General features: G+C 49.5%; 19 protein-coding genes and 1 tRNA gene. 6 read left to right on the top strand and 14 right to left on the bottom strand.

Features of this window, described 5'->3' with window-relative positions; genetic code table 11:
* Positions 1-82 precede the first annotated feature (82 nt).
* The 5 genes from recG to SynMVIR181_RS05855 all read right to left on the bottom strand — a co-directional run bounded on the left by recG (position 83) and on the right by SynMVIR181_RS05855 (position 5,805).
* Positions 83-2,617: an ATP-dependent DNA helicase RecG gene (recG, locus tag SynMVIR181_RS05875; protein WP_186590319.1), complete on the bottom strand. Its 2,535-nt coding sequence runs from the start codon at positions 2,615-2,617 to the stop codon at positions 83-85.
* The gene (locus tag SynMVIR181_RS05870) at positions 2,581-3,759 is read right to left on the bottom strand and encodes a hypothetical protein (protein ID WP_186590318.1); all 1,179 of its coding nucleotides are present in this window, start codon (positions 3,757-3,759) and stop codon (positions 2,581-2,583) included. The genes recG and SynMVIR181_RS05870 overlap by 37 nt, the downstream gene beginning before the upstream one ends.
* Positions 3,760-3,761: 2 nt before the next feature.
* Positions 3,762-4,418, bottom strand: a complete 657-nt coding sequence (gene tsf / locus SynMVIR181_RS05865) for a translation elongation factor Ts (protein ID WP_186590317.1) — start codon at positions 4,416-4,418, stop codon at positions 3,762-3,764.
* Positions 4,419-4,503: 85 nt separating this feature from the next.
* The gene (gene rpsB, locus SynMVIR181_RS05860; protein WP_186525161.1) at positions 4,504-5,220 is read right to left on the bottom strand and encodes a 30S ribosomal protein S2; all 717 of its coding nucleotides are present in this window, start codon (positions 5,218-5,220) and stop codon (positions 4,504-4,506) included.
* Positions 5,221-5,355: 135 nt separating this feature from the next.
* Positions 5,356-5,805 carry a DUF3531 family protein gene (locus SynMVIR181_RS05855; protein WP_186590316.1) on the bottom strand — a complete coding sequence of 150 codons (450 nt, stop codon included), beginning with the start codon at positions 5,803-5,805 and terminating at the stop codon, positions 5,356-5,358.
* A 107-nt stretch (positions 5,806-5,912) separates the two neighbouring features.
* Between SynMVIR181_RS05855 and SynMVIR181_RS05850 the strand changes: the two genes are divergently transcribed.
* A complete protein-coding gene (locus SynMVIR181_RS05850; RefSeq protein WP_186590315.1) occupies positions 5,913-6,557 on the top strand; it encodes an ABC transporter ATP-binding protein in 645 nt (214 codons plus the stop codon).
* Here SynMVIR181_RS05850 and SynMVIR181_RS13280 read toward each other — a convergent pair.
* Positions 6,537-6,665: a hypothetical protein gene (locus SynMVIR181_RS13280; RefSeq protein ID WP_255444535.1), complete on the bottom strand. Its 129-nt coding sequence runs from the start codon at positions 6,663-6,665 to the stop codon at positions 6,537-6,539. The two genes, SynMVIR181_RS05850 and SynMVIR181_RS13280, sit on opposite strands and share 21 nt — an antisense overlap.
* Here SynMVIR181_RS13280 and hslO point away from each other — a divergent pair.
* Positions 6,618-7,472, top strand: coding sequence for an Hsp33 family molecular chaperone HslO (gene hslO, locus SynMVIR181_RS05845; RefSeq protein WP_255444474.1), 855 nt, complete (start codon positions 6,618-6,620; stop codon positions 7,470-7,472). The two genes, SynMVIR181_RS13280 and hslO, sit on opposite strands and share 48 nt — an antisense overlap.
* Positions 7,473-7,481: 9 nt before the next feature.
* Here the strand turns inward: hslO and SynMVIR181_RS05840 are convergent, their stop codons facing one another.
* The 5 genes from SynMVIR181_RS05840 to SynMVIR181_RS05825 all read right to left on the bottom strand — a co-directional run bounded on the left by SynMVIR181_RS05840 (position 7,482) and on the right by SynMVIR181_RS05825 (position 13,142).
* Positions 7,482-8,171 (bottom strand): CPP1-like family protein, encoded by a 690-nt coding sequence (locus tag SynMVIR181_RS05840; RefSeq protein ID WP_186590313.1) that lies wholly within the window; start codon positions 8,169-8,171, stop codon positions 7,482-7,484.
* A 64-nt stretch (positions 8,172-8,235) separates the two neighbouring features.
* Positions 8,236-8,472 carry a hypothetical protein gene (locus tag SynMVIR181_RS13275; protein ID WP_255444502.1) on the bottom strand — a complete coding sequence of 79 codons (237 nt, stop codon included), beginning with the start codon at positions 8,470-8,472 and terminating at the stop codon, positions 8,236-8,238.
* A 59-nt stretch (positions 8,473-8,531) separates the two neighbouring features.
* Positions 8,532-10,196 carry a peptide chain release factor 3 gene (locus SynMVIR181_RS05835; RefSeq protein ID WP_255444473.1) on the bottom strand — a complete coding sequence of 555 codons (1,665 nt, stop codon included), beginning with the start codon at positions 10,194-10,196 and terminating at the stop codon, positions 8,532-8,534.
* A 49-nt stretch (positions 10,197-10,245) separates the two neighbouring features.
* The gene (locus SynMVIR181_RS05830) at positions 10,246-10,941 is read right to left on the bottom strand and encodes a trans-aconitate 2-methyltransferase (RefSeq protein WP_186590312.1); all 696 of its coding nucleotides are present in this window, start codon (positions 10,939-10,941) and stop codon (positions 10,246-10,248) included.
* Positions 10,941-13,142, bottom strand: a complete 2,202-nt coding sequence (locus SynMVIR181_RS05825) for a mechanosensitive ion channel family protein (protein ID WP_186590311.1) — start codon at positions 13,140-13,142, stop codon at positions 10,941-10,943. Before SynMVIR181_RS05825 ends, SynMVIR181_RS05830 begins: the two co-directional genes overlap by 1 nt.
* Positions 13,143-13,301: 159 nt before the next feature.
* Here SynMVIR181_RS05825 and nrdJ point away from each other — a divergent pair, with 159 nt between their 5' ends.
* Positions 13,302-15,644: a ribonucleoside-triphosphate reductase, adenosylcobalamin-dependent gene (nrdJ, locus tag SynMVIR181_RS05820; RefSeq protein ID WP_186590310.1), complete on the top strand. Its 2,343-nt coding sequence runs from the start codon at positions 13,302-13,304 to the stop codon at positions 15,642-15,644.
* Between the two features lie 362 nt (positions 15,645-16,006).
* Positions 16,007-16,093, top strand: a tRNA-Ser gene (locus tag SynMVIR181_RS05815).
* A 95-nt stretch (positions 16,094-16,188) separates the two neighbouring features.
* Here SynMVIR181_RS05815 and SynMVIR181_RS05810 read toward each other — a convergent pair.
* Positions 16,189-17,037: a sigma-70 family RNA polymerase sigma factor gene (locus SynMVIR181_RS05810; protein WP_186590309.1), complete on the bottom strand. Its 849-nt coding sequence runs from the start codon at positions 17,035-17,037 to the stop codon at positions 16,189-16,191.
* Between the two features lie 801 nt (positions 17,038-17,838).
* On the opposite strand from SynMVIR181_RS05810, the gene SynMVIR181_RS05805 reads away from it, so the two are divergent.
* The gene (locus tag SynMVIR181_RS05805; protein WP_370593891.1) at positions 17,839-18,144 is read left to right on the top strand and encodes a heavy metal-binding domain-containing protein; all 306 of its coding nucleotides are present in this window, start codon (positions 17,839-17,841) and stop codon (positions 18,142-18,144) included.
* Positions 18,145-18,416: 272 nt separating this feature from the next.
* On the opposite strand, the gene SynMVIR181_RS05800 is transcribed toward SynMVIR181_RS05805, so the two are convergent.
* A complete protein-coding gene (locus SynMVIR181_RS05800; protein ID WP_186525151.1) occupies positions 18,417-18,683 on the bottom strand; it encodes a hypothetical protein in 267 nt (88 codons plus the stop codon).
* Between the two features lie 434 nt (positions 18,684-19,117).
* Positions 19,118-19,450 (bottom strand): thermonuclease family protein, encoded by a 333-nt coding sequence (locus SynMVIR181_RS05795; RefSeq protein WP_255444501.1) that lies wholly within the window; start codon positions 19,448-19,450, stop codon positions 19,118-19,120.
* Positions 19,451-20,169: 719 nt separating this feature from the next.
* Between SynMVIR181_RS05795 and SynMVIR181_RS05790 the strand changes: the two genes are divergently transcribed.
* Positions 20,170-20,376 carry a hypothetical protein gene (locus SynMVIR181_RS05790; RefSeq protein WP_186590308.1) on the top strand — a complete coding sequence of 69 codons (207 nt, stop codon included), beginning with the start codon at positions 20,170-20,172 and terminating at the stop codon, positions 20,374-20,376.
* Positions 20,377-20,930 lie beyond the last annotated feature (554 nt).

Genomic DNA, 20,930 nt, shown 5'->3' with positions numbered 1-20,930 from the left:
CGCGACACTAAAAACGCTGTCAGCAGATTGCCAGGTTCTTGATCACAACGCATCCCGGATGCGATCTCGAACGAGTGAAGGACTAATTGAGTTGTACAGCGGCGGCTGAACGCTTGCGTTGCTGTTCCAACAGCACACGCATGTGCTCATAACATTTGAGGTCGGGATCCTCCTTGAGGATGCTTGCCGCCTCATCCCGGGCTTCCTCCAAGACAGAGCCATCGTCTGCGAGGCTCGCGAGCGCTAAATCAGGCAAACCCGATTGACGGGTGCCTAGCACCTGACCAGGACCTCGAAAGCGCAGGTCCATTTCAGCAATCTCAAATCCATCATTGGAACGGACTAAAACTTCAAGCCGTTGTTTGGCCAAAGGATTACGGCTGTCGTTCACGAGTAAGCAGTAGGAAGCGGCCGCTCCACGACCCACCCGTCCCCGCAACTGGTGCAACTGAGCCAAGCCAAACCGATCGGCATGATCAATCACCATCACACTGGCTTCAGGAACATCCACCCCCACTTCCACCACGGTGGTAGAAACCAAAATCTGTGTGGCACCGCCAGCAAAATCAGCAATCACGGCCTGCTTGTCAGCACTGGCTAATCGGCCATGGAGCAGTCCGACGTTGAACTCTGGAAATACCTCCTCCGAAAGCTGACGATGCACATCAACCGCTGAGCGAAGATCCACTTTTTCTGATTCCTCCACCAAGGGAAGCACCACATAAATGCGCTGGCCCTGAAGCACCTGTTCCCGGATGAGTTCATAGGCCTCCTCACGCTCAGAGCTCTTCACAACCTTGGTGCGAATCGGTGTTCGACCTGGAGGGAGTTCATCGATCTGACTCACGTCGAGATCACCATGGAGCGAAAGCGCCAGGGTTCGCGGAATCGGTGTAGCGGTCATCGTGAGCAAATGGGGTTGCAAGCCCTTGTCGAGAAGACGGTTGCGTTGACGCACTCCAAAGCGATGTTGCTCATCAACCACCACCAATCCCAGACGATCGAAGGCAACTGGATCCTCCAAGAGGGCATGGGTTCCCACAAGGATGCGCAACGTTCCGCCGGAGAGATCGCTCAAAATTTGTCGTCGGCTGCGTCGTGGAGTGGAGCCAGTGAGCAGCTCCACGCTGACGTGCAGTGGAGGCAACCAACTGCACAAATTGCGGTAGTGCTGCGCCGCCAACACTTCTGTTGGCGCCATCAAGGCTCCTTGGCACCCAGCTTCCACAGCACGCAGCAGCGCGGCAATCGCCACAACGGTTTTTCCACTTCCCACATCCCCTTGCACGAGCCTCGCCATCGGTTCGGGGCGCACCAGATCCTGTTCAATTTCCGCGAGCACCCGCTTCTGAGCACCCGTGAGTTCAAACGGAAGCAGAGACAAAAAACGGCCGACCAATCCTTGGTGCTCTCCCCCCCCATGCAGCACAGGCGCTGAACGCTGACGCAGGGCGGCTCTGCGTTGCATCAAGCTGAGCTGAAGGAGAAGAAATTCGTCAAACACCAAACGATGACGTGCTTGCTGCAGTTGCTCACTGGTTTCTGGTCGATGGATGGCAACCAGCGCTTGATCGCGAGCTAGCAAGCCAAGGGCTTCACGGCGCGGCGCTGGCAGGGGGTCAGGCCAAAGACGAACAGCGGGCAAAACCGCTTCCACCAAGCTTCGAAAACGATCGGCAGTGAGTCCTTCAGTGAGCGGATACACAGGCAACAACCGGCCGATCTGGCGAGAACGCAACGGTGCATTGGCGCTCTCCATTACCTCAATGATCGGATCTTGAAAGCTGATGCCATACGGCCCGCTTTTTACCAAACCACTCACCGCCACGGTGGCGCCGGCAGGGTACTGACGGGTCTGGCCATGCAGGTATGCAGGATTACTAAATCGTTTTCCTGCCAAAAATCGCGTCACCTTGATCCGACCGGTGGGGTCTTGAAGCTGCAACTCAATAATCGAAAGATTTGGGTTGCGAGGACTGGTGAAGCCATGGGATCGACGCACCGTGGCCACAATCGTTGCGGTTTCTCCAGCCTCCAACGCCTCAATTCTGCGTAAGGCGGAGTAATCGACGTAGTCGCGTGGGTAATGCTGAATCAAATCCCGAACGACAAGCAGACCAAGGCTTGCTAATCGTTCCGCCAACTTGGGACCAATCCCATGAACCCTGGCAAGCGGCGACTCCAAATCGAGCGTAAAAGGTTGGTTCGTTGATCGCCCAGAAGTCTGTGGAGACGACGACACCCTGATCCGCGGGGGTGCCATCGGTGCCGATGGCTCAAGACGAGCGCGCAAACCGTGAAGCCATTGCCGGGTGCCAGTGACGAGCCGGCGGCGACCGGCATCACCAAGTTCGGGATACGCAGCAAAATCAGTCGCTAAAGACTGCAGACGCATCAAGCTGTCTTTAGGCAAAGTCACCGGGGGTGGCGTTGCCAATTGGCGGCTCAAGAAGGCATGAAACCGTTCATGACGACCTTGAAGATCGAGAAATCCCTTATCAGCTTCTAAGGAGAGCGACTGCTGAAGCGGCCGAAGCCAGGCAAGAAAACATTCCAAGCCCTGACGATCCAGCGGCGGGGTCAGTCCTGAGCTGTCGTCGGCGGATTGGGCCACCACTGACTCTGCACCTCCTGACTAGTAAGACGGCTTTGCCAATGCCGCTGCTGCTGCACCATTGTGAGCAAATTGCTGCGATGTTGTCGCAATCGGTAGCGGCTCTGCCGCAGCGAACCATTGTCATATTCCAGATCAGCGGGCCTCACCAAAACGCTGAGGATTTCCAACTGCTGGTCTTGAGAGGGAATCGGCAAGGGAAGCTTGAGCCTTAAAAGATTCGATGGCGAAGGAAGCGCCTGCAGCTGTCCAGCGATCGCTGCATCCAGAAGCGTGGTTGGAAGAAGGCTGCTAACCAAACCTGCTCTCAGCAACTCAACATTGAGCGCGTGGGACAAATTTCGAATCCTGCGGCTTAAGGCGGCGTCCTGTCCATCGAGCCAGTTCACCAACTCCACTGGCATCGAGGGGAGCAATTCCTCCTCCAGCTGATCTGATGGGACAACGGATGCACCAAGTCCGGAGGCATCGGATTCAAAACTCGCTGGCCCGCTAGCCGAATCACCCTGCTGCATGGCCTCACCAGCCATCAAAAACAGGGAGCGCAACAGATCAAAGTCAGCTGTCGTGCCGTCGGAAGCAGCCTCAGAATCAATCGAATCCTGAACAGGCTGCGGCTGCTCATCCACTGGCTCCACAGATGGAAGATCAACATCAACCTCAGCATCCATTCGTGGAAGCAATCCCTCGAGAAGATCAGGATGCTCAATGGGAGGGCTAAGGCTCAACTCAATCCCGCCACGATGGATCTCTTGCGGTTCACTCTCAGCATCAGCCTGAAGAGACTGGTTCACCTCGCGTTGGGCTTGCTGGCGAAACTCCGATGCTTCTTTCTGAAGACGCCTGTCGAGATCCATGAGCTGCTCAACAGTCAGCAGGCAGGAACAGCGCTGAATAAGTCCATCAAAGGTCAGCTGAAGTTCAGCCTGTTGCTCCGAGGACATTCGCGATAATCGTTCACCCCGTTCACACAAGAGATGACCAACCGCATTGCGTACGCTCGACAACAAGAGGTTGCGCATTAGTTGTAAATAAAGCGCTTGCTCTCGATAGAGCAAAGGAACTAGGCGTCGGCATCGTTGTTGAAGCCGACGCAGCTGTTCCTTGGGCTCGTAGCCCCTCGTGGCGTGAGTCTCAGCCGTCAAAATCAGCTGTTTGTCATCGATGCCACTTCCGTAGCAAAGTCGACTTGCTCGATTTCAATGCCTTCACCAAGGGTGTATCGAGTAAAGCGGCGAACCCTGACATTCTCACCAATTTTTCCAGCCACTTCCTTGACCAAATCGGCCACAGACATTGAGCTGTCACGAATGAAAGGTTGATCCAACAAGGACAATTCCTTCAAGCGTTTGCCGATACGTCCTTCGACAATTTTGGTCTTCATCTGATCTGGCTTGCCATCCAGATCATCGCGACCCATTTCGATCGATTTCTCACGATCAATAATGTCTTGAGGAATCTCGTCGGTGCTGACGTATTCCACGTTTGGACAGGCTGCAACTTGCATCGAAACGTCGCGAAGCAATCCCTGAAAGAGATCACCACGGGCGACGAAATCAGTCTCACAGTTGAGCTCTAGCAGTACTCCCACGCGAGCACCCGTGTGGATGTAACTGCCAATCGCTCCTTCTGCAGCTGCACGACTTGATTTCTTTTCGGCACTTGCGATGCCTTTCTGACGAAGCCATTCGATCGCTTTCGTCGTATCACCACTGGTTTCTCCCAGGGCTTTCTTACAATCCATCATCCCTGCGCCGGTTTTGTCGCGCAGTTCTTTAACCAGCTTGGCTGAAACGGCCGCCATGAGGTGAATTAAGTGGGGGGTCTATGTGAATGCCGCTACGGCTATGAACACGCAGCGGCGAAAGCTAAGGCTTTAGAGGCTGATGTCAGCCCTGGCCATCATCGCCACGGCCGTCCTGACCGCCATGGCGTCCTTCGTTGATCGCGTCAGCCAAACGGCTCAACACCAACTGAATCGAACGGACCGCATCATCGTTGCAAGGAATAGGAACCTCACACAAGTCGGGGTCGCAGTTGGTGTCCAACATCGAAACCAAAGAGATATCGAGCTTGCGAGCCTCGAGGACTGCGTTGGTTTCACGGCGCTGATCTACAAGCACCACGACGTCGGGAATCCGACGCATGTTCTTAAGACCACCCAAGTACTTCTGAAGTCGCTCGAGTTCACGACGCAAAACCGCACCTTCTTTCTTAGGGCGCATAGCGATGGCACCACTCGATTCCATCCGCTCAAGATCTTTAAGTCGATCAATCCTGGCCTTCATCGTGGTCCAGTTGGTGAGCATTCCGCCCAACCAGCGCTGATTCACATACGACGATCCGCAGCGAAGGGCTTCTTGAGCCACAACTTCAGACGCTTGCTTCTTGGTACCAACAAAGAGGAAACGCTTGCCGCTCCGCGCAGCTGTGCGCACCCACTTGTAGGCGTTATTCATGCAGACAGCTGTCTGCACTAAATCAATAATGTGAACTCCATTGCGCGCGCAGTAGATGTAGCGCGACATCTTGGGGTTCCAACGACGGGTCTGGTGACCAAAGTGGGCACCAGCCTCCATCATCTCGGCGAGAGTGACAACAGCCATGTTTGTTTAGGGGTTTCGGGTTCGCCTCCACCTGTCAGGTATGGCGTGTGGTGAGCAAAAACTCAGAGCACAACGTCCAGCACCCGAAACGGACAGGTGTGCGGGGTGAATAGGACGTCTCAATTTAACAAAGAGTCAGTTCATGTTTGGAAACACGCTGTCGGGGTGATCCTCAACAGGCCAATCTTCATTGACGCCACCGATCAGCAATTGATCCAGCTGCACAACATCAGAGTTGAGTTGCCTCAACGCATTGATTAAGACGTCTAGGCCAATTCCATCACTGGTACCCAAATCCAACCAGCAGCGAGCCCACTCCTCGTGGTACTCGAGTTGACCCATGTTGTGCATCAAGGCCGGCATCGCTGAGGAGGCATCGTCGTTGTCGTAACGCATGAAGCTCAGATCTTCTGCTTCTTCATGCACCTGAAGGTTTTCGGCATTGAAGCCACCAAGCCGACCGATCACATACCAGCTGTCAAAGATGCCATCCACATAATTTCGCTCCCCTTGACTAGGGATTTCACTAAACCGAAGCCACACCCAGCAATTAAACGGATCAACCTCTCGAAAACGAACGTCCATGGCCTATCTGAGACCTTCTCATCATCGCTGCCTCAAAAGAGAACGGCCACGATCATGATCAATCATGCTGAACACAGCACTGCAATCAACAGAATCATCGAAGCCCAATGCTGGAGCTGAACAACATTCGATTCCGGCCGGCGACGTCAGAACGCGTGGTCCTGAACGACATCAACCTCAAAGCATCGCCAGGCGAGCCGGTGTTGATCTCAGGCAATAGCGGCAGTGGAAAAACAAGCCTGCTCGAGGTGATCAGTGGCTTAGCAGGAGCGCAGAAAGGCTCAATCCACTGGAATCAGGAAGCGCTCACGCGACGGCAAAGGCGCTGGCTGTGTGGCGTGGTGTTTCAGTTTCCTGAACGCCACTTTCTCGGATTGAATGTGTCTCAGGAATTAAAGCTTGGTCACAAACGGCTTGGGAGTGAGGAGAGAAGCAATGTGCTGAGGCGCGTAGGTCTCGGTGATGTGGATCTGAGACAGGCCCCAGAACGCCTGAGCGGAGGGCAACAACGACGCCTTGCCTTAGCGGTGCAGTTGCTACGCCGCCCACAAGTGTTGCTGTTGGATGAACCAACCGCTGGTCTTGATTGGTCTGTGCGCTCCGAAGTGCTCGAGTTACTTCAAGATCTCGGCCAAGATCGACTGCTGATCGTGGTGACCCATGAACCGGATCTCTTTGAGGAGTGGAGCGGAAACCATTGGACCTTGAGAGAGGGACGACTCCACGCTCTGTCACCATTGCCCCTGCGATGAACAAACGCCATGGGTGACTGCCTTGTCCGGGCCACGGCAGCTGGCGGAGGCATCAGGCTTGTGGCGGTGATCACCACAGAGGCCACTCGCGAGGCGAGGCGGAGGCATCACCTCTCCTACTTAACGACCGTGATGCTCGGGCGTGCAATGAGTGCTGGGCTGTTGCTAGCCAGCTCGATGAAGGTGCGACACGGCCGCGTGAACTTGCGCATTGGCTCCGATGGACCCATCGGTGGACTGTTTGTCGATGCAGGTAGGGATGGGCGCGTTCGCGGGTATGTAGGACACCCAGAACTTGAATTAGATCCGATTGAAGATGAAGCCGGTCACTACAGCTTTGATTTCCATGCTGCTGCTGGCACGGGTTATCTTCATGTTGTAAGGGACGAAGGCAAGGGAGAACCATTTAGCAGCACTGTTGAATTAGTTCGTGGAGGAATTGGCGAAGACGTTGCATCATATTTACTGCACTCAGAACAAACACCCTCAGCCGTCTTTGTTGGCGAAACAATCAATCAAGAAGGGCTAGAATGCAGTGGTGGACTATTAGTACAGGTACTACCTAAAGCAGCAGAAGAGCCAGCATTGGTTGCCTTGCTAGAGGAGCGCTGTCGTGAAATAAATAATTTCAGCAAACATCTGCGTGACAATCAAGATCACCTTGAAAATCTTCTCAAAGACGTGTTTCCAGACTTAGATCCTCAACCAATCCCGGCTGGAGAACCATTACAACCAATCCAATTTTCTTGCCCTTGCAGCAGAGAAAGAAGCATCAACGCAATGAGATTATTTGGCAAAGATGAGCTCAACATTATGCTCAAAGAAGACAAAGGCGCTGAGATCACATGCCACTTCTGCAGTGAGCTTTACAAACTTAATGAAAAAGACTTATCGGAGCTCATCGATAGCCTATGAATATCTAACTCAAACCAACAACAATATTCCTGCAAGAACAACTAGATATGCTGGTAATGCTTCTAGGAGAATCGGATTCAAGGGCAAACCCGCCTGGGTCGCGAATACGGCACCAATCACCGCACCCAAAACCAAACCCAAGGCCACTAGAGCCAAACTCCAACCCAAAGCACCCAGTGGTCTGCGACCACGCTTGACCTGAGAAATAAACAAGCCAATCGTGGAGAGGGCTAGAACTAAATCGACAGCTGTTGGAGCCGCGAGAAGTAGCAGTAAACCGATCCCTCCAGCGATGAGTCTTACCAGCAGACCTTGACCCTCCACCAAACTCAAGCTCGGAAGAAAACCTGCTGAGTTCAACTTGGGGCTAGGTAAGGAGAGGTTACGAATTCTGGTTAAAAGGGCAGAGGTGTTAACTGGCGACGTTGAAGGCTTCGATGCGCTTTGATCCTCAAGTCGAGAAGCCGTAACGGCAGCAGAGCTAATCGTTCCCGACTGTCGTTCGCGCAATCGACCCATTAAGACAGCGTCATAGGCCGTCTCAATACGAGCCCTTGCCATTGGATCATCACCAGCGGCTTTCAAGGACGTTTCACGCGCCCTCTGCACCTCTTCAAACCCCGCATCAGCAGAGATTCCAAGCCTTTCATAAGGATCCTGGGACTCTGAGCTCGAGCCGAGATCAACCCCTGATGCCATTAATTCACTTCACTCTTTAATGAGCGTATCGAGCGGAGCACGCAATCGGGAGAGCTGAATTGAATCAAAACAGAGGCTGACCATGTTTGTAACCTTGATTCTTTTCAAGTTGCCGTCTGCAATGGGGTACTTCAGCACTATCGAGCCATTTTCGGCGTTTGATTAAAGGCATCTGAGGAGGGAGGTGATAGCCCTCAACCACCTCGACACGATCCTGCCCAGGACGAAAACATACATACTCGGTTCCGCCGTCGGGACACGGACGTAGAAGCCAGACGTGACGCAACACAAGCAGATCCATTGGACCAGTCTGGCGAGCACGAAGCGTTGCTGTGAGTGGCCAAGAGCCACAATCACGACTCAAAGACTGATTGGCTCAACACCACTGACCACAGGCGCAACGGTATTAAGTTCAAGCTCAGGGTGCTCCTCAACAAGTTGGTTTAAATTCCACTCATTTTTGAACAACAACACGGGTCGATTCCATGCATCACGCACGGTCTTGCAATTGAAGATACGACCAACGTCTTCTAAAGAAGACCAACCACCCGTCACCCAGCGTGCAACCTGAAAACCAAGAGGTTCGAGACGCGTGTCAACGCCATACTCACTTTCAAGGCGATACTGCACCACTTCCAACTGCAACTGACCAACGGCAGCAAGGATGGGATCGCGCTTACTCTCGTCTGTGTCATAGAGAATCTGAACAGCACCCTCCTCACGTAGCTCATTCACTCCTTTGCGAAAACTTTTAAACGCAGAAGGATTTGGATTGCGCAACCAACTGAAAATTTCCGGACTAAAGCAAGGAATCCCTTCATATTCAACCTTTGTCCCGGTGTACAGAGTATCTCCAATAGAGAACATCCCAGGATTATTTAAGCCAATCACATCTCCGGGATAAGCATCTTCAACAACAGCCCTATCTTGACCAAATAATTTCTGAGGGCGCGAAAGACGAATGGTACGGCCTGTACGGGCATGACGTACGGACATATCTTTTTCGAAACGCCCACTACAAACACGGACAAACGCCACACGATCACGATGACGAGGATCCATATTCGCCTGCAGTTTGAAAACAAACCCACTGAAATCTGGACGTAAAGGATCCACTGGACCGTCAGTACCAATCCGTGCAACAGGCTTTTGCGCCATATCCATAAACGCATCGAGAAATGGACGCACACCAAAATTAGTCATGGCCGATCCGAAAAAGACCGGGGTGAGTTCACCGGCATGAACCAATTCAAGATCAAGTTCAGCGCCAGCTGCTTCAAGAAGTTCAAGATCTTCAACCGCCTGAGCGAGCAACTCTGGTTCCACCAAATCTTTCAATTGCGGATCATCCAAATCCAACAGCTTTTCCTCAGACTGGCGACCACGCTCAGCACGACTAAACAGAACAACCTGACGCGTCCGACGATCGATCACTCCACGAAACAGTTCACCGCTACCAATCGGCCAATTCACAGCCCATGGAGTAAGACCTAATTCAGCCTCGATTTCATCCAGCAGAGCTAAGGGCTCTCTTCCAGGACGGTCCATCTTGTTGATGAACGTAAAAATAGGAATCTCACGCATCCTGCAAACCTCAAACAGCTTGCGTGTTTGAGGTTCGAGGCCCTTCGCAGCATCTTCAAGCATCACCGCGTTATCAGCAGCAGCGAGAGTGCGGTAGGTATCTTCAGAAAAATCCTGGTGACCAGGCGTATCCAATAAATTAATAGTGCTACCGGAGTAGTCAAATTGCAGCACGGTCGAAGTAATCGAAATGCCGCGCTGTTTTTCCAGTTCCATCCAGTCAGAGGTAACTTTGCGTTGCTCGCCTCGAGCCTTCACAGCACCAGCTTGCTGAATCGCACCTCCGTACAGCAACAGTTTCTCCGTAAGCGTGGTTTTTCCTGCATCTGGGTGGGAGATAATCGCAAAATTGCGACGTCGAGCCACAGCTTCAGCCAGACCATCCTCACCACTTAGTGCGTCCAACGACTCGCTGCTCTCAGTTCCCAAACGCGTGCTCATGATCTCGCTGTTGACACCACCAGCCTGACAGTCAATGGGCAAGGAAGCATCAAGATCTCCACCGACCAGACACCTCGAGGTATCTATCACCAATCTCCTTCACCGTGAATTGGCTCAATCCAGCCAGGACAAGCTGTTCACAGACCTCAACAGCCGTGAAGGCAGCCATCAGGGATGCTCGAAAGTCACGTTGCAAGACGGCAGGAGCCCCACTGACATAGCGATCACAAAGCGCATCGACCTCCTGCACAGTGGAGGGTCGACGTAGATCGCGATGCAAGATAAAAGCGTTGGGTGCAGCAAGCTGCTTGACAGCATCCCAAAGCGTATGAGGGTTATGAAGATGATGAAGAAGGCTGTTGCTAACGATTACAGAGGCACCTCTTATCGGCTCCAGATCATCAAGACAACAACGACTCAAGTCAATATGTTGATACTTCAAATTCTGAATAGCAGGCTTTCGAGTGAAACGTCTTTGATTGGCCACGCTGATCATGGCGGAGGCCCCATCAATACCGATCACATCAGACAAGGGCCAACAAGAAGCAAGCCGCTCAGAAATATTTCCAGGTCCACAACCTAAATCCAGAATCAAACTACCTGGAGGAAGGGTGACACAAGAATGATCAATCAATGCAAGTAAACCTTCCAAAACAGTTTGATCTCCAGCACTAAAGTCTGCTTCGGCATAGGCAAGCACCTGATCAGAAGCATTCATCAATTCTGGTTCGGGACAACGTTGCATCAGACTTCAGAACGTAGAGACTCGACAAAAAGAGTCTGAGAGGGGAAGGGAATTTCAATATCATTATCACCAAGCACTTTAATGAAGCGCTGATGAAGCCTATGAATACTGTCTTCGAAATCGTTCTGCATACGATGTGTGGATGATATTTCAATCTCATGGTCATAGCTACAAGCAGAGATTTTCAATAAACGACAAGCAACACAATGAAGGTCAGGGTCGTAATTGACAGCGGAGCGCAGCAGATCGGGGACACGCAATAACTTCTCAGAGGTTGTGGAATAGGAAACACCTATCGTAATTTCATACAAGTCGATCCTCTCAAGCAATTCCTCAAGTTGGACCAATAAGGTCTCTCTCATATTCAGATAAGCTGGCCAACCATGAAGTTCAACCAAAACGAAAACAATTAATGTCTTGCCATCTCCAGAATCATTATCCAAGCTCACGAGAGATGACTCTGGCTTCAAACCGTGGAGGCGTTCAGGATCCTCGATAAGAAGACGCGATTGACGAAGCAACTCTTCCAACTGAAAGGGTGAAAAGTGAGAAGGCAATTGCAAGCGCAATTCCATACCCTGCCGTGGATTAGGCGTCAGAAAACTATCTCTCCTGGAGTAGTTAATAATAGTAGCTTCATCAGCTACGGAATTTGGAATCTTGACGGTACTTTCAAGCGTTTGAAGTTCTAATGAACGAAGACCAATTTTCGTCACGAAGCCAAGATTGTCACCAATTTGGCAAAATTCACCCACACGAAGCGGGCGATCCGTCTGAATTGACAACCCAGCGAATAAATTTCCAAGTAATTTTGATGCTCCAAGACCAATAGCAAGGCCTGGAACAGCTGAAAAAGCGAGAACAGTACTAGCAGGCAAGCCCAATAACAGCAACAATCGATAAATGAGAACTATCGCAACGAGAAGACCACCAGCCCTACTCAGAGGCATCACCAGGTTGCTGATCCGTTGCAATTGAAGCGTTGAACGACCACCTCGCAGACGCGTCAAAAGCTCAGCACCACTACGACCAATCGCTTCTAAAAGATAAAAAACGAAAATGCTTGCCGTTAAATAAAAAACGATGTAAAAAAAGTATATCGCAAGAACCAAAGGAAGGCCGGTGAAATTAATCACATTATCTATGAATTGATCCGTCAAGTAAGTCAGTAAAACTATAGGTAAAATCACAAGAACTCTTGTCCAAGCAATATTATCCTGAAGCCAATCAGAAACAGGGATTTGAAGAGATTCAGAATCTCTATAGGTTGTAATCAATTGACCAATAAGCCAAAAGATTACCAAGAGATAGAGAGTAAAAACCACGAACGCACATCCAACCTGAAAGAGTGTTTGTCCTTCAATAGGAATCTCAATAACACGCCTTATTCCGGCAGGAAGCATCAAATACCATTTCGGAGGAACTAGATATCCTGGAGTAAAAATAAAGTCTTTATAAAAATAAGGTGTTGCAAAAGGTTGATTAACTGACGGTTGATTTTGAATTTCTTCATACATTTCATGGATAGATGAGACCGTATAACTTGAAAAATAAAAATTTTGATTATTAGTATCACTGTCAAGCACAGTCGTCAGCTCAATTGCCGTGCCTGGAAGTCTCCAAGAAGCAACTGGATCAGAGCCTTGATCACCAGATGATTTCAAGTCAGCAATGCTTGGAATTAGGATTGGCTGATGACTGTGCGAAAAGACATAATCAAGAACAGTTTTAAGTTGTATCGCTGCCTCATCAGCCATATCGCTACGAACACTCTCCGGAAAATGTGAAGAGTCAAGAGACTTCACAGCCAAAGCAAACAACAAATTTGTATCTTCAATTTGCTCTCGCCGCTCTTTAGAAGAAAATAGTCCCTTATCAAGTGTTGCCTGTTGTCCGAGCGAATCAGCACGGTGACCAACCTTTGCCATCACGGCATAAAAGTTCAGCAATGTGACTTTTGGACTCTCTCCAACAACTTGACCCAGAACGATGTCAGTCCAAGACGACGAAATTTCTTGCAGGGAAGGATAAAAAGGCTGCTCTTGGAGTGGAATTGCATTCGGTGGAGCGGCAACGACATCAGCAGATCGAGCGTGCGCTGACCTGAGCCCCAGCGTTGGAAGCAACGAAACCACAACGGCAAGCGCGCAAACCAATGCACGCTTTATCCATGGGTGCAAGCTTCTGCGGCGCTCAACCATGGTGATTGTTGCTGTATGGAGACTTCCATCGTGGCAGGGAGCGAGATTTGGGCATAAAAAACGCCGCCACCAGAGGCCAAACACTGTTGATGGTGCCTAGAAAGACATACAAACCCCATTGGTGGCGTTAAGATTCCGGCAAGAAATCGTTTATCGCTAGTGACACTCACACCAAGCCGCACTGAAAAGCTAGATACGCAAACCACTGGGACCGCCCCAACAAACGGTGATTTCCCTGTCAGTGCGCCCGCAGCCAACCCTGTGTTTTATCGCACTTACAGCCGTCGATTGCCCAAGGGTCGAGAAAGCTGGCACGAAGTTGGGGAAAGAAATCGATCAGGACTCCTAAAACTTGGCTCCCTTAATGCTGAGGAAATGGATCTGTTGGCAAGGATGCAAGCTGAGAAGAAAGCACTTCCCTCAGGTCGCTGGCAATGGATTGGTGGCACTCCTTGGATCGAAAAGCCTGAAAATTTTTCAGGGGCTTACAACTGCACTTCCACAAATCTTGTGGATTGGGAAGCGTTCGGGCTGATGATGGATTTAGCAATGATGGGATGTGGAACAGGAGCCATCATTGAGCCCCACTTCATTGATCAGCTTCCAGTCGTCACGAACCCGATCGAAGTCTTAAGCGTTTCAAATATTGGAATCACACCTGCAGAGCTGCGTCAAGAAAAAACGACTTATAACATCACCGATCACAACGTTTCCATCAAGGTCGGAGATACCAGACGAGGTTGGGTTGATAGCTACCAATTGCTTTTAGAACTAAGTAGCGATCCTCGTTTCGAAGGAAGAAACGTCAAGGTCGACATAGACCTATCTGATGTACGTCCCGTCGGCGAAACCCTCAAGGGTTTCGGAGGCATGGCGAATCCAGTGAAACTGAAAGATCTATATGGACGAGTCGCAAAATTGCTTGGTAAATCGATTGGCAGAAAGCTCACTTCGATTGAATGTTGTCTATTAATTGATGAAGCAGCCGTCACAATTGTGGCTGGCAACATCCGCCGCAGCGCAGGAATGCGTCAATTCGCTTCCGATGACACATCAGCAGCCGGAGCCAAGGAGAACTTGTGGCAACAGGATTCGGAAGGGAACTGGAGAATTAATCCTGAGCGTGATGCTCTGCGAATGGCCAACCACACGCGTGTTTATCACACTCGCCCAAGCAGAGACGTGCTGCTGGAAGCTGTAACGCGTCAATTCCACAGCGGAGAAGGCGCCATCCAATTCGCCCCAGAAGCACTCGCTCGCTCTAACGCTGATTTGCTATCAACTCAAGAATTAAGAAGCGAATTTATCGAGATTTATTGTGACCAAGGTCGTCAGGAAGCTGGTCTCTGGCTTCAACAAAATCATGGTCCTATCTCTGAAGAAGAACTTGAGCATCGACTGAGCCGTTACGGCTTAAATCCATGTGGTGAAATCCTTGGCGCAGATTTTCATTGCAACCTTGCGGAAGTGCATCTCAACCAGATTGACCCCAAGGATGAAGATTCACAACGTGACGCTTTCAGAGCAGGAGCACTTTCAGTTGCGTGTCTACTCAATCACAACTTTGAGGTGGATCGCTACCGCCAGAGTCGCGCCTGGGATCCAATTGTGGGTGTGAGCTTTACTGGCTTATTTGACTTCTTCGTCCATGCTTTTGGTACACCATGGTTGAAGTGGTGGGAGGCTGGTAGGCCTGAAACCGAGGAGGGACTCAACTACAAGAAGCAAGAGGCTGAGTACTTAAAACGGTGGAAGTCCATCGTGAATGAAACCGTCTGGGATTATTGCGATCGACATGATTTACGACGTCCAAACCGCTGCACCACAGTTCAACCAGCCGGGACAAAAAGCCTTCTCACAGGTGCTGCACCAGGATGGCATCCGCCCAAAGCTCAACGATTCATCCGCAGGATCACATTCCGCAAAAATGATCCTGTAGCGATGGCCTGCATGGATTATGGCTACACCGTGGTTCCATCCCAGTCGGATAAGGATGATCAAGGTCGTCTTTTGAACGATCCATTTGATACCCGCTGCACGGAATGGTTAGTAGAAATCCCAACAGAGGTGAGCTGGGCCAATCTGCCAGGAGCAGACACTGTTGATATCAATGCTTTTTCAGCATTGGCACAATTTGACTTCTACATGCAAGTCCAATCGAACTTCACCGCTCACAACACATCGGCAACGATCGAATTTCGTGAGCATGAGATCGAACCTTTAACTGATGCTCTTCATCAAACCATTCAACAGGGTGGTGGATACATTTCTGCGGCACTCCTTGCACGATTCGATGCCAATGCAACGTTTCCACGCCTGCCATTTGAACCCATCGATGCACAAACCTATGAGCGCATGCAGAAGGAAGTCATTGAACGCCGAGTCAATGATGACTTTTTTGATGCCTTGCAAAGGTATGACAATGGTGAGCTTACGGAAGCAGGTCCGGCTGGATGTGATTCTGATAAATGCCTATTACCCTTAGCAAAGCCAAACAGCTAAAATAGAAGAAAGGGCTCAAGCACTTAGTTTGAGCCTTTTTTATGCCCAGAGTCAACTTCGATAAGCCTAAGGCAAGAGAATATGGCACAGAGATTATCACAATCCAACAGCTGAACTAAAAACTACACAGGAGCAGACTCTAGCATTAGAAACGCGAACAATTACCAACCAAGGCATACAAAAAGCAGGAGAATCCTTTCAGGATTATTTCAGCCAGACAACGAAACTGATGACATCTACAAACCTTCTTGGAGCAACAAGAACTCACTTTCGAGAAAAGTTATACCATTAAGAGTTCAAAACAGAGGCAAATAAAGCCCTAGCATTAATGTTGGCGAGATGATAAGATATCAAAGCCTCCAGGAGAGGTGGTCGAGTGGTTTATGGCTCTGGTCTTGAAAACCAGCGTGGGTGCAAGCCCACCGTCGGTTCGAATCCGACCCTCTCCGTTCAATAAGTAGCTAAAGCCCAGTCACTCACTGGGTTTTTTATTGCCTAAGTGCCTAAAAAATCACTGCTAAAGGCAGAGAAGAGACATCTGCATTCAAGCTACTAACTCACGGTGCTCGATCAACTTAGATGCAAGTTGTTTTTTTGCGCGTTCAACCCTCTGACGTACGCGCTCACGGCTAATCCCAATTTCATTAGCTATCGATTGAAGGCTTTCATCATCAATAACATTACGGCGGAGAAGCACTTGGTCATGATTAATAGCAAATTCAGTTTGTATTTCTAACATATCCCTAACAATCTCCCACTGGAACTTATCAATATCGAGTGTTGACTGCTCATCACACAGCAGTTCGTTGAGGGTAGAACCATCACCATCGCTGCCAAGTTTCATATCTAACGAGGTGGTTCTTTTTGCAACTAGAGCGAGGCGAAGGTTTCGTAGCTGCACAACGCTAATCTCTAGATGCTCACAAATCTGCTGCTCATTCAATCCAGGAGGCAAATGATTCAATTTGAGAAGCATGTTGTGCATAGAGGTTGGCACCCTGATCGTTGATGCAGTTTGGTCAATTGCCCTGCTGATTGCTTGACGAATCCACCAATAGGCATAGGTACTGAATTTATAGCCCAGCTCTGGATCGAATTTCTCAACTGCGCGAGTCAGACCAATGCATCCTTCTTGAATCAGATCACCAGATTCCAATTGGCCCATCTGGCGGTGCATGTATTTGCGGCTTACGTTGATTACAAGCCTAAGGTTGGCTTTGATCATCCGGTCCTTGGCCCGTTTGCCAGCCCTTTGTTGACGTTGTGTCGCCTCTGGCAATTGACCGCGCTGTACAGCGGTTCCAAGCGTGATTTCTTCAGCTGGCGTGAGCAGTGGAATCCGCCCCATCTCGGCTAGGAACTGATCAATGTTTCCGTTGACAAGAAATGGCATTCAGTTCAGAAGAAGTTCGACAGATTGCATCGTCGCGTGCATCGCCTTTCGTGGCTGTTAAATCCACCACCTTCAGAAAAACCAGCGAATCAGAAACAGCCCACGAATGTGGCGGAGCTTATCGCTGTTGAGTGAAAACGCCATAGGAACTGGTGTGGAAGAAGCTGAGATACAGGTCTGACTTAAGGACTACCTCTGAAGGAGCAACTGAGTGCTGTGTTTGCGTCATTGTCAGAAGATCACACGGAAAGCGATGACTACAACTCAAGAGTTTTCTCAGTCACCATCTGGAAAAATGTGGTAACTTCTGTTATTTGCTTCGGAATAATCGGAGCCACAACATTGGCCGTAGCTCCGTCAGCTGAAGCAAAGCAGCGCAACAGGCAGATACGCCGTTAGAACAGGCAACTACGTCGTGTCGTGCGTCATGACCGACGGGATTGGAATCGATATCGCCGTAACGGCTATAGCAATGGAAGGTTTGGCGGTTATAGGCCTCTTCGTCCTGCCTACGCCTATGGATAGGGATACAGGAATGGATCAAGGTATTACCGTCCTTCAGGCTTGAATGTTCAAATTGGACTTTGATCTGGAATCAACCGCCCTTGTCATGGGCTCACTCATCTGGGCCTTGGTCTGGCCTCAGGGATGGTTGCGGGGGATCGATCCCCCTTCCGACCATTTGTTGGCCATGAAACAGAATTAAGGATCTGATTTGTAGATGAAATAGTACAACCAACCAGTTGAGCAAGCCAATTCCCCTCTCCAGTAAACTCATGAATCACAAGTACCTAATACTTAATCAATTCACGTGCTGATTTCAACAACATCATCGGTGCCAACATTTTCCGTGACATGCTTGCAAGTATGAGAGACATCATCGGCGGTCGCTCGCGTGCATACGAGCAAGCGCTGGAAAAAGCGCGGCAAGTAGCCACCGAAGAAATGGTGGTTAGAGCGACTGCAATGAAAGCCAATGCGGTAATCGGGGTTGACATTGACTACGAGGTATTCGGTGAAGGAGGAATGATGATGGTTTCACTCAGTGGCACCGCTGTCCTTTTAATTGGTGAAATCCCCCACGAAAAGCTCGCAACAACAAAATAGTACCTACAAAACAGCATAGAAATACTTAAAACTTATGCTGATTAACCTGTAAAAAATACAATCTTGACACTCAAGCGGCAAACAACGAGCTCATAGAAAGCTACCATCTTTGATATGAGCTATATATAGAGAGAAGCATCATGCAGATTGTCAAGAACTTTGACTGCATCTAGAAGTTAACAAGGCCCTCTAAAGACAGACTCAGCTGGAATCTGATTGGACACCCACAAACGCATTCCATATGGATGCAAGAAGCCACTCCCTGATCAAAATCAGGTTGCAGGCTTAAAACCAGGTCCTGGCATGACAGGAGTACCACCATTGCAGAAGTTGGAGGCAAAAACTTCTTTGTCTTGAACCGTCCAATCAGGTTTATTGGCCTGATACCAAGCAATGCTGTCGTCATAGCAGAGGTTCCAACGAGTCGAATGCTGAGCAATCGGACGCAGCGAAATCGCAACAGAAACTGAACTCACAGTGGCTACAACTGCCAGAATTGGAAACAAGTGAGCATTGATCATCTCGCGGGCTTGGGACATGACTGGATGTTTCGAGTACGACCATTCTCAACCATTGCTCCAAACAAAAGTCAGTGGTCAATGCCGAGCCATAGGGCACATACGACACACTCAACATTTGCCGAGCAAACGACGCAAGCCAAACACGCAATCAAAGGAAGCACCAGACAAAAGAAAACCCCGCCAAAGGCAGGGTTTCTCGGCTTCTCTTTGGGCGTGTTGCCTTGTTTCCACTCCGTGAAGAAGCCCTCCTCACACGGCAATTCTGTCTTCCGGCGAGCACTGTGCAAGTGATTGTCAACACTTAGCCAAGTGTCACAGCAATGGATTGTCAACGTGGCCAACCAACAATTGCATCAGTTGAACGAGCCACCTGACGGTCATGAGCGTGATGACCACGCACATTGCCAAGCATCTTCCCGAACAATCACCGCGAACCCATTCAGCACCTGCTGCTACCCAACGTTCTTGTCGTCAATGAAAAGCTCGGCAACAGTACGTCCATAGCGATCTGTTGTGATTCGGCGAATACCCACCAGTCGACCTGAAACCAAGGCCCTCAAGTTGTCAGCAGAACGTTCGAAGGCGCTGTTGTCATACGAAGTGGAACTCATCCTGGTAGCCCTAAAACGTTGACGTTTGGCAATATCAGGCGCATTGATACAAGCCAACCTCACTTTTTCAGCGTCAGTTGTCGTACATGTATCCCCGTCATAACACCCCTGAAATCGGACGAGAGGAAGACGTTGATCACTAGCTCTTGCCACAGTGGCTGGAGCTAGCAACATGAGTGTGACCAAGGCAAACTTCAGCATGAAGCAATTTTTGCCATTGAGATGGATGATCTCAATGGTTTAGGTGGGAAAAAATGCCATGCATATGATGTCTCAACACAATCGAGAGTTGCTGAAAGAACAGCTAGTCCCCCGACCATAACGAGGGTAAAGATCTTAGGGAGTTGAGCACATGTCGACGTCGCTTACTTAGCAGACGAAGCCCAGTAGCGGCGGTAGATCGATTGTTTTTTGGGGAGAACAAAAAGAACCGCCATAGCAGGGTTTGATACGAACTAAAACTTTAATAGCTCGATCGAATGCGTCATGCAAGCATTAAACGACACAAAATTGCGATCCTTGGAAACTTTTAAGAATCAAAGAGGGTTGGTATCAATACTTATCAACCCTGAGCAGGCCAGAAGACTCATTCAGGTCCTAACCGAATGGCACACATATCAATAGTCTCAGCGTTAGCAATCAAACTATTGCCAGTCTGGTATTGCAAACAAACAGATCGAAGCCTGGCCTCCTCAAAAGAATAACAATAGATTTTGGGCATTATCATACAAATGCAGGCATTTAAACCATCAAAAAGCAAACATATTCAAAATAAAGCGAAGAAAGCTGCACAAGCAAAAGCTTGTAAGAAATAACTTTACTTCACACCCAAGGCATAATCGAAGACAGTGCTCCAGAATTCTGATGAAACGATTTGAAGGAACCTGGATCGAATGGAAAATTTTGTCGATGTACGACTCAGCGCAGAAGAGGCTGAACTAATCGACTTTGCACTAGACCTGGTGGTTGATGCTTACGGCAAGAACCTTGAACAAGGCGGAATCGTTGATCAGCTCAAGGAAAAGTACAGAGGTACAGAAGCAAGAGCCTTTGTGGACCAGCTCCGCAGACGTTGCTACATCGCCACGGATCTAGACTAAACGTTCAAATCAAGTCAACAAAAAACGTTCGGAGATACGCATCGACCATTAACGTTCTGCTGGGGTGTCTATGGAAGCAATCATGCCTAAAAGAGTTGAGTTAATCCAAAACATAAATATCTTTCTACTACGAACCGAAGAAGTCCATGCGAGTACCCCTCATCTTGACAATCAAAAGGTTAGAACCTAGCTCTATCGGCCTCAGCAAAATGAGTCATTGCAAAGAGTCCGGTAGCCAACTCCAAACCCAGATCAAGTTGAAAGTCTCAACCTACCTCTTAGAGGAATATTTCGAACTTTGGATCATAGGCCTACTCATCAGAGCCATAAATGACACTTAATAATAGTGCCAGGTTGAATCAAGATTAACCAGAAAAGATAGTTCGGCGAGCTATACACGCATTCAACAAATTAATTACAAGTGAGATCACAGATTGCAGTTGCTATTCCTTTAAAGAATAAGAGAACACGTAGCCCGACAATTAAAAACTTTCACATCTATTCTTAATTTTATGTATCAGATCAAACAGATGGACAGATTAGTTGAACACAAC

Source organism: Synechococcus sp. MVIR-18-1, from assembly GCF_014279835.1.
In the GTDB taxonomy this organism is placed as follows: Bacteria; Cyanobacteriota; Cyanobacteriia; order PCC-6307; family Cyanobiaceae; genus Synechococcus_C.
Note: the sequence above shows the minus strand (reverse complement) of the source record. Positions and strands in the feature narration are given on the sequence as shown.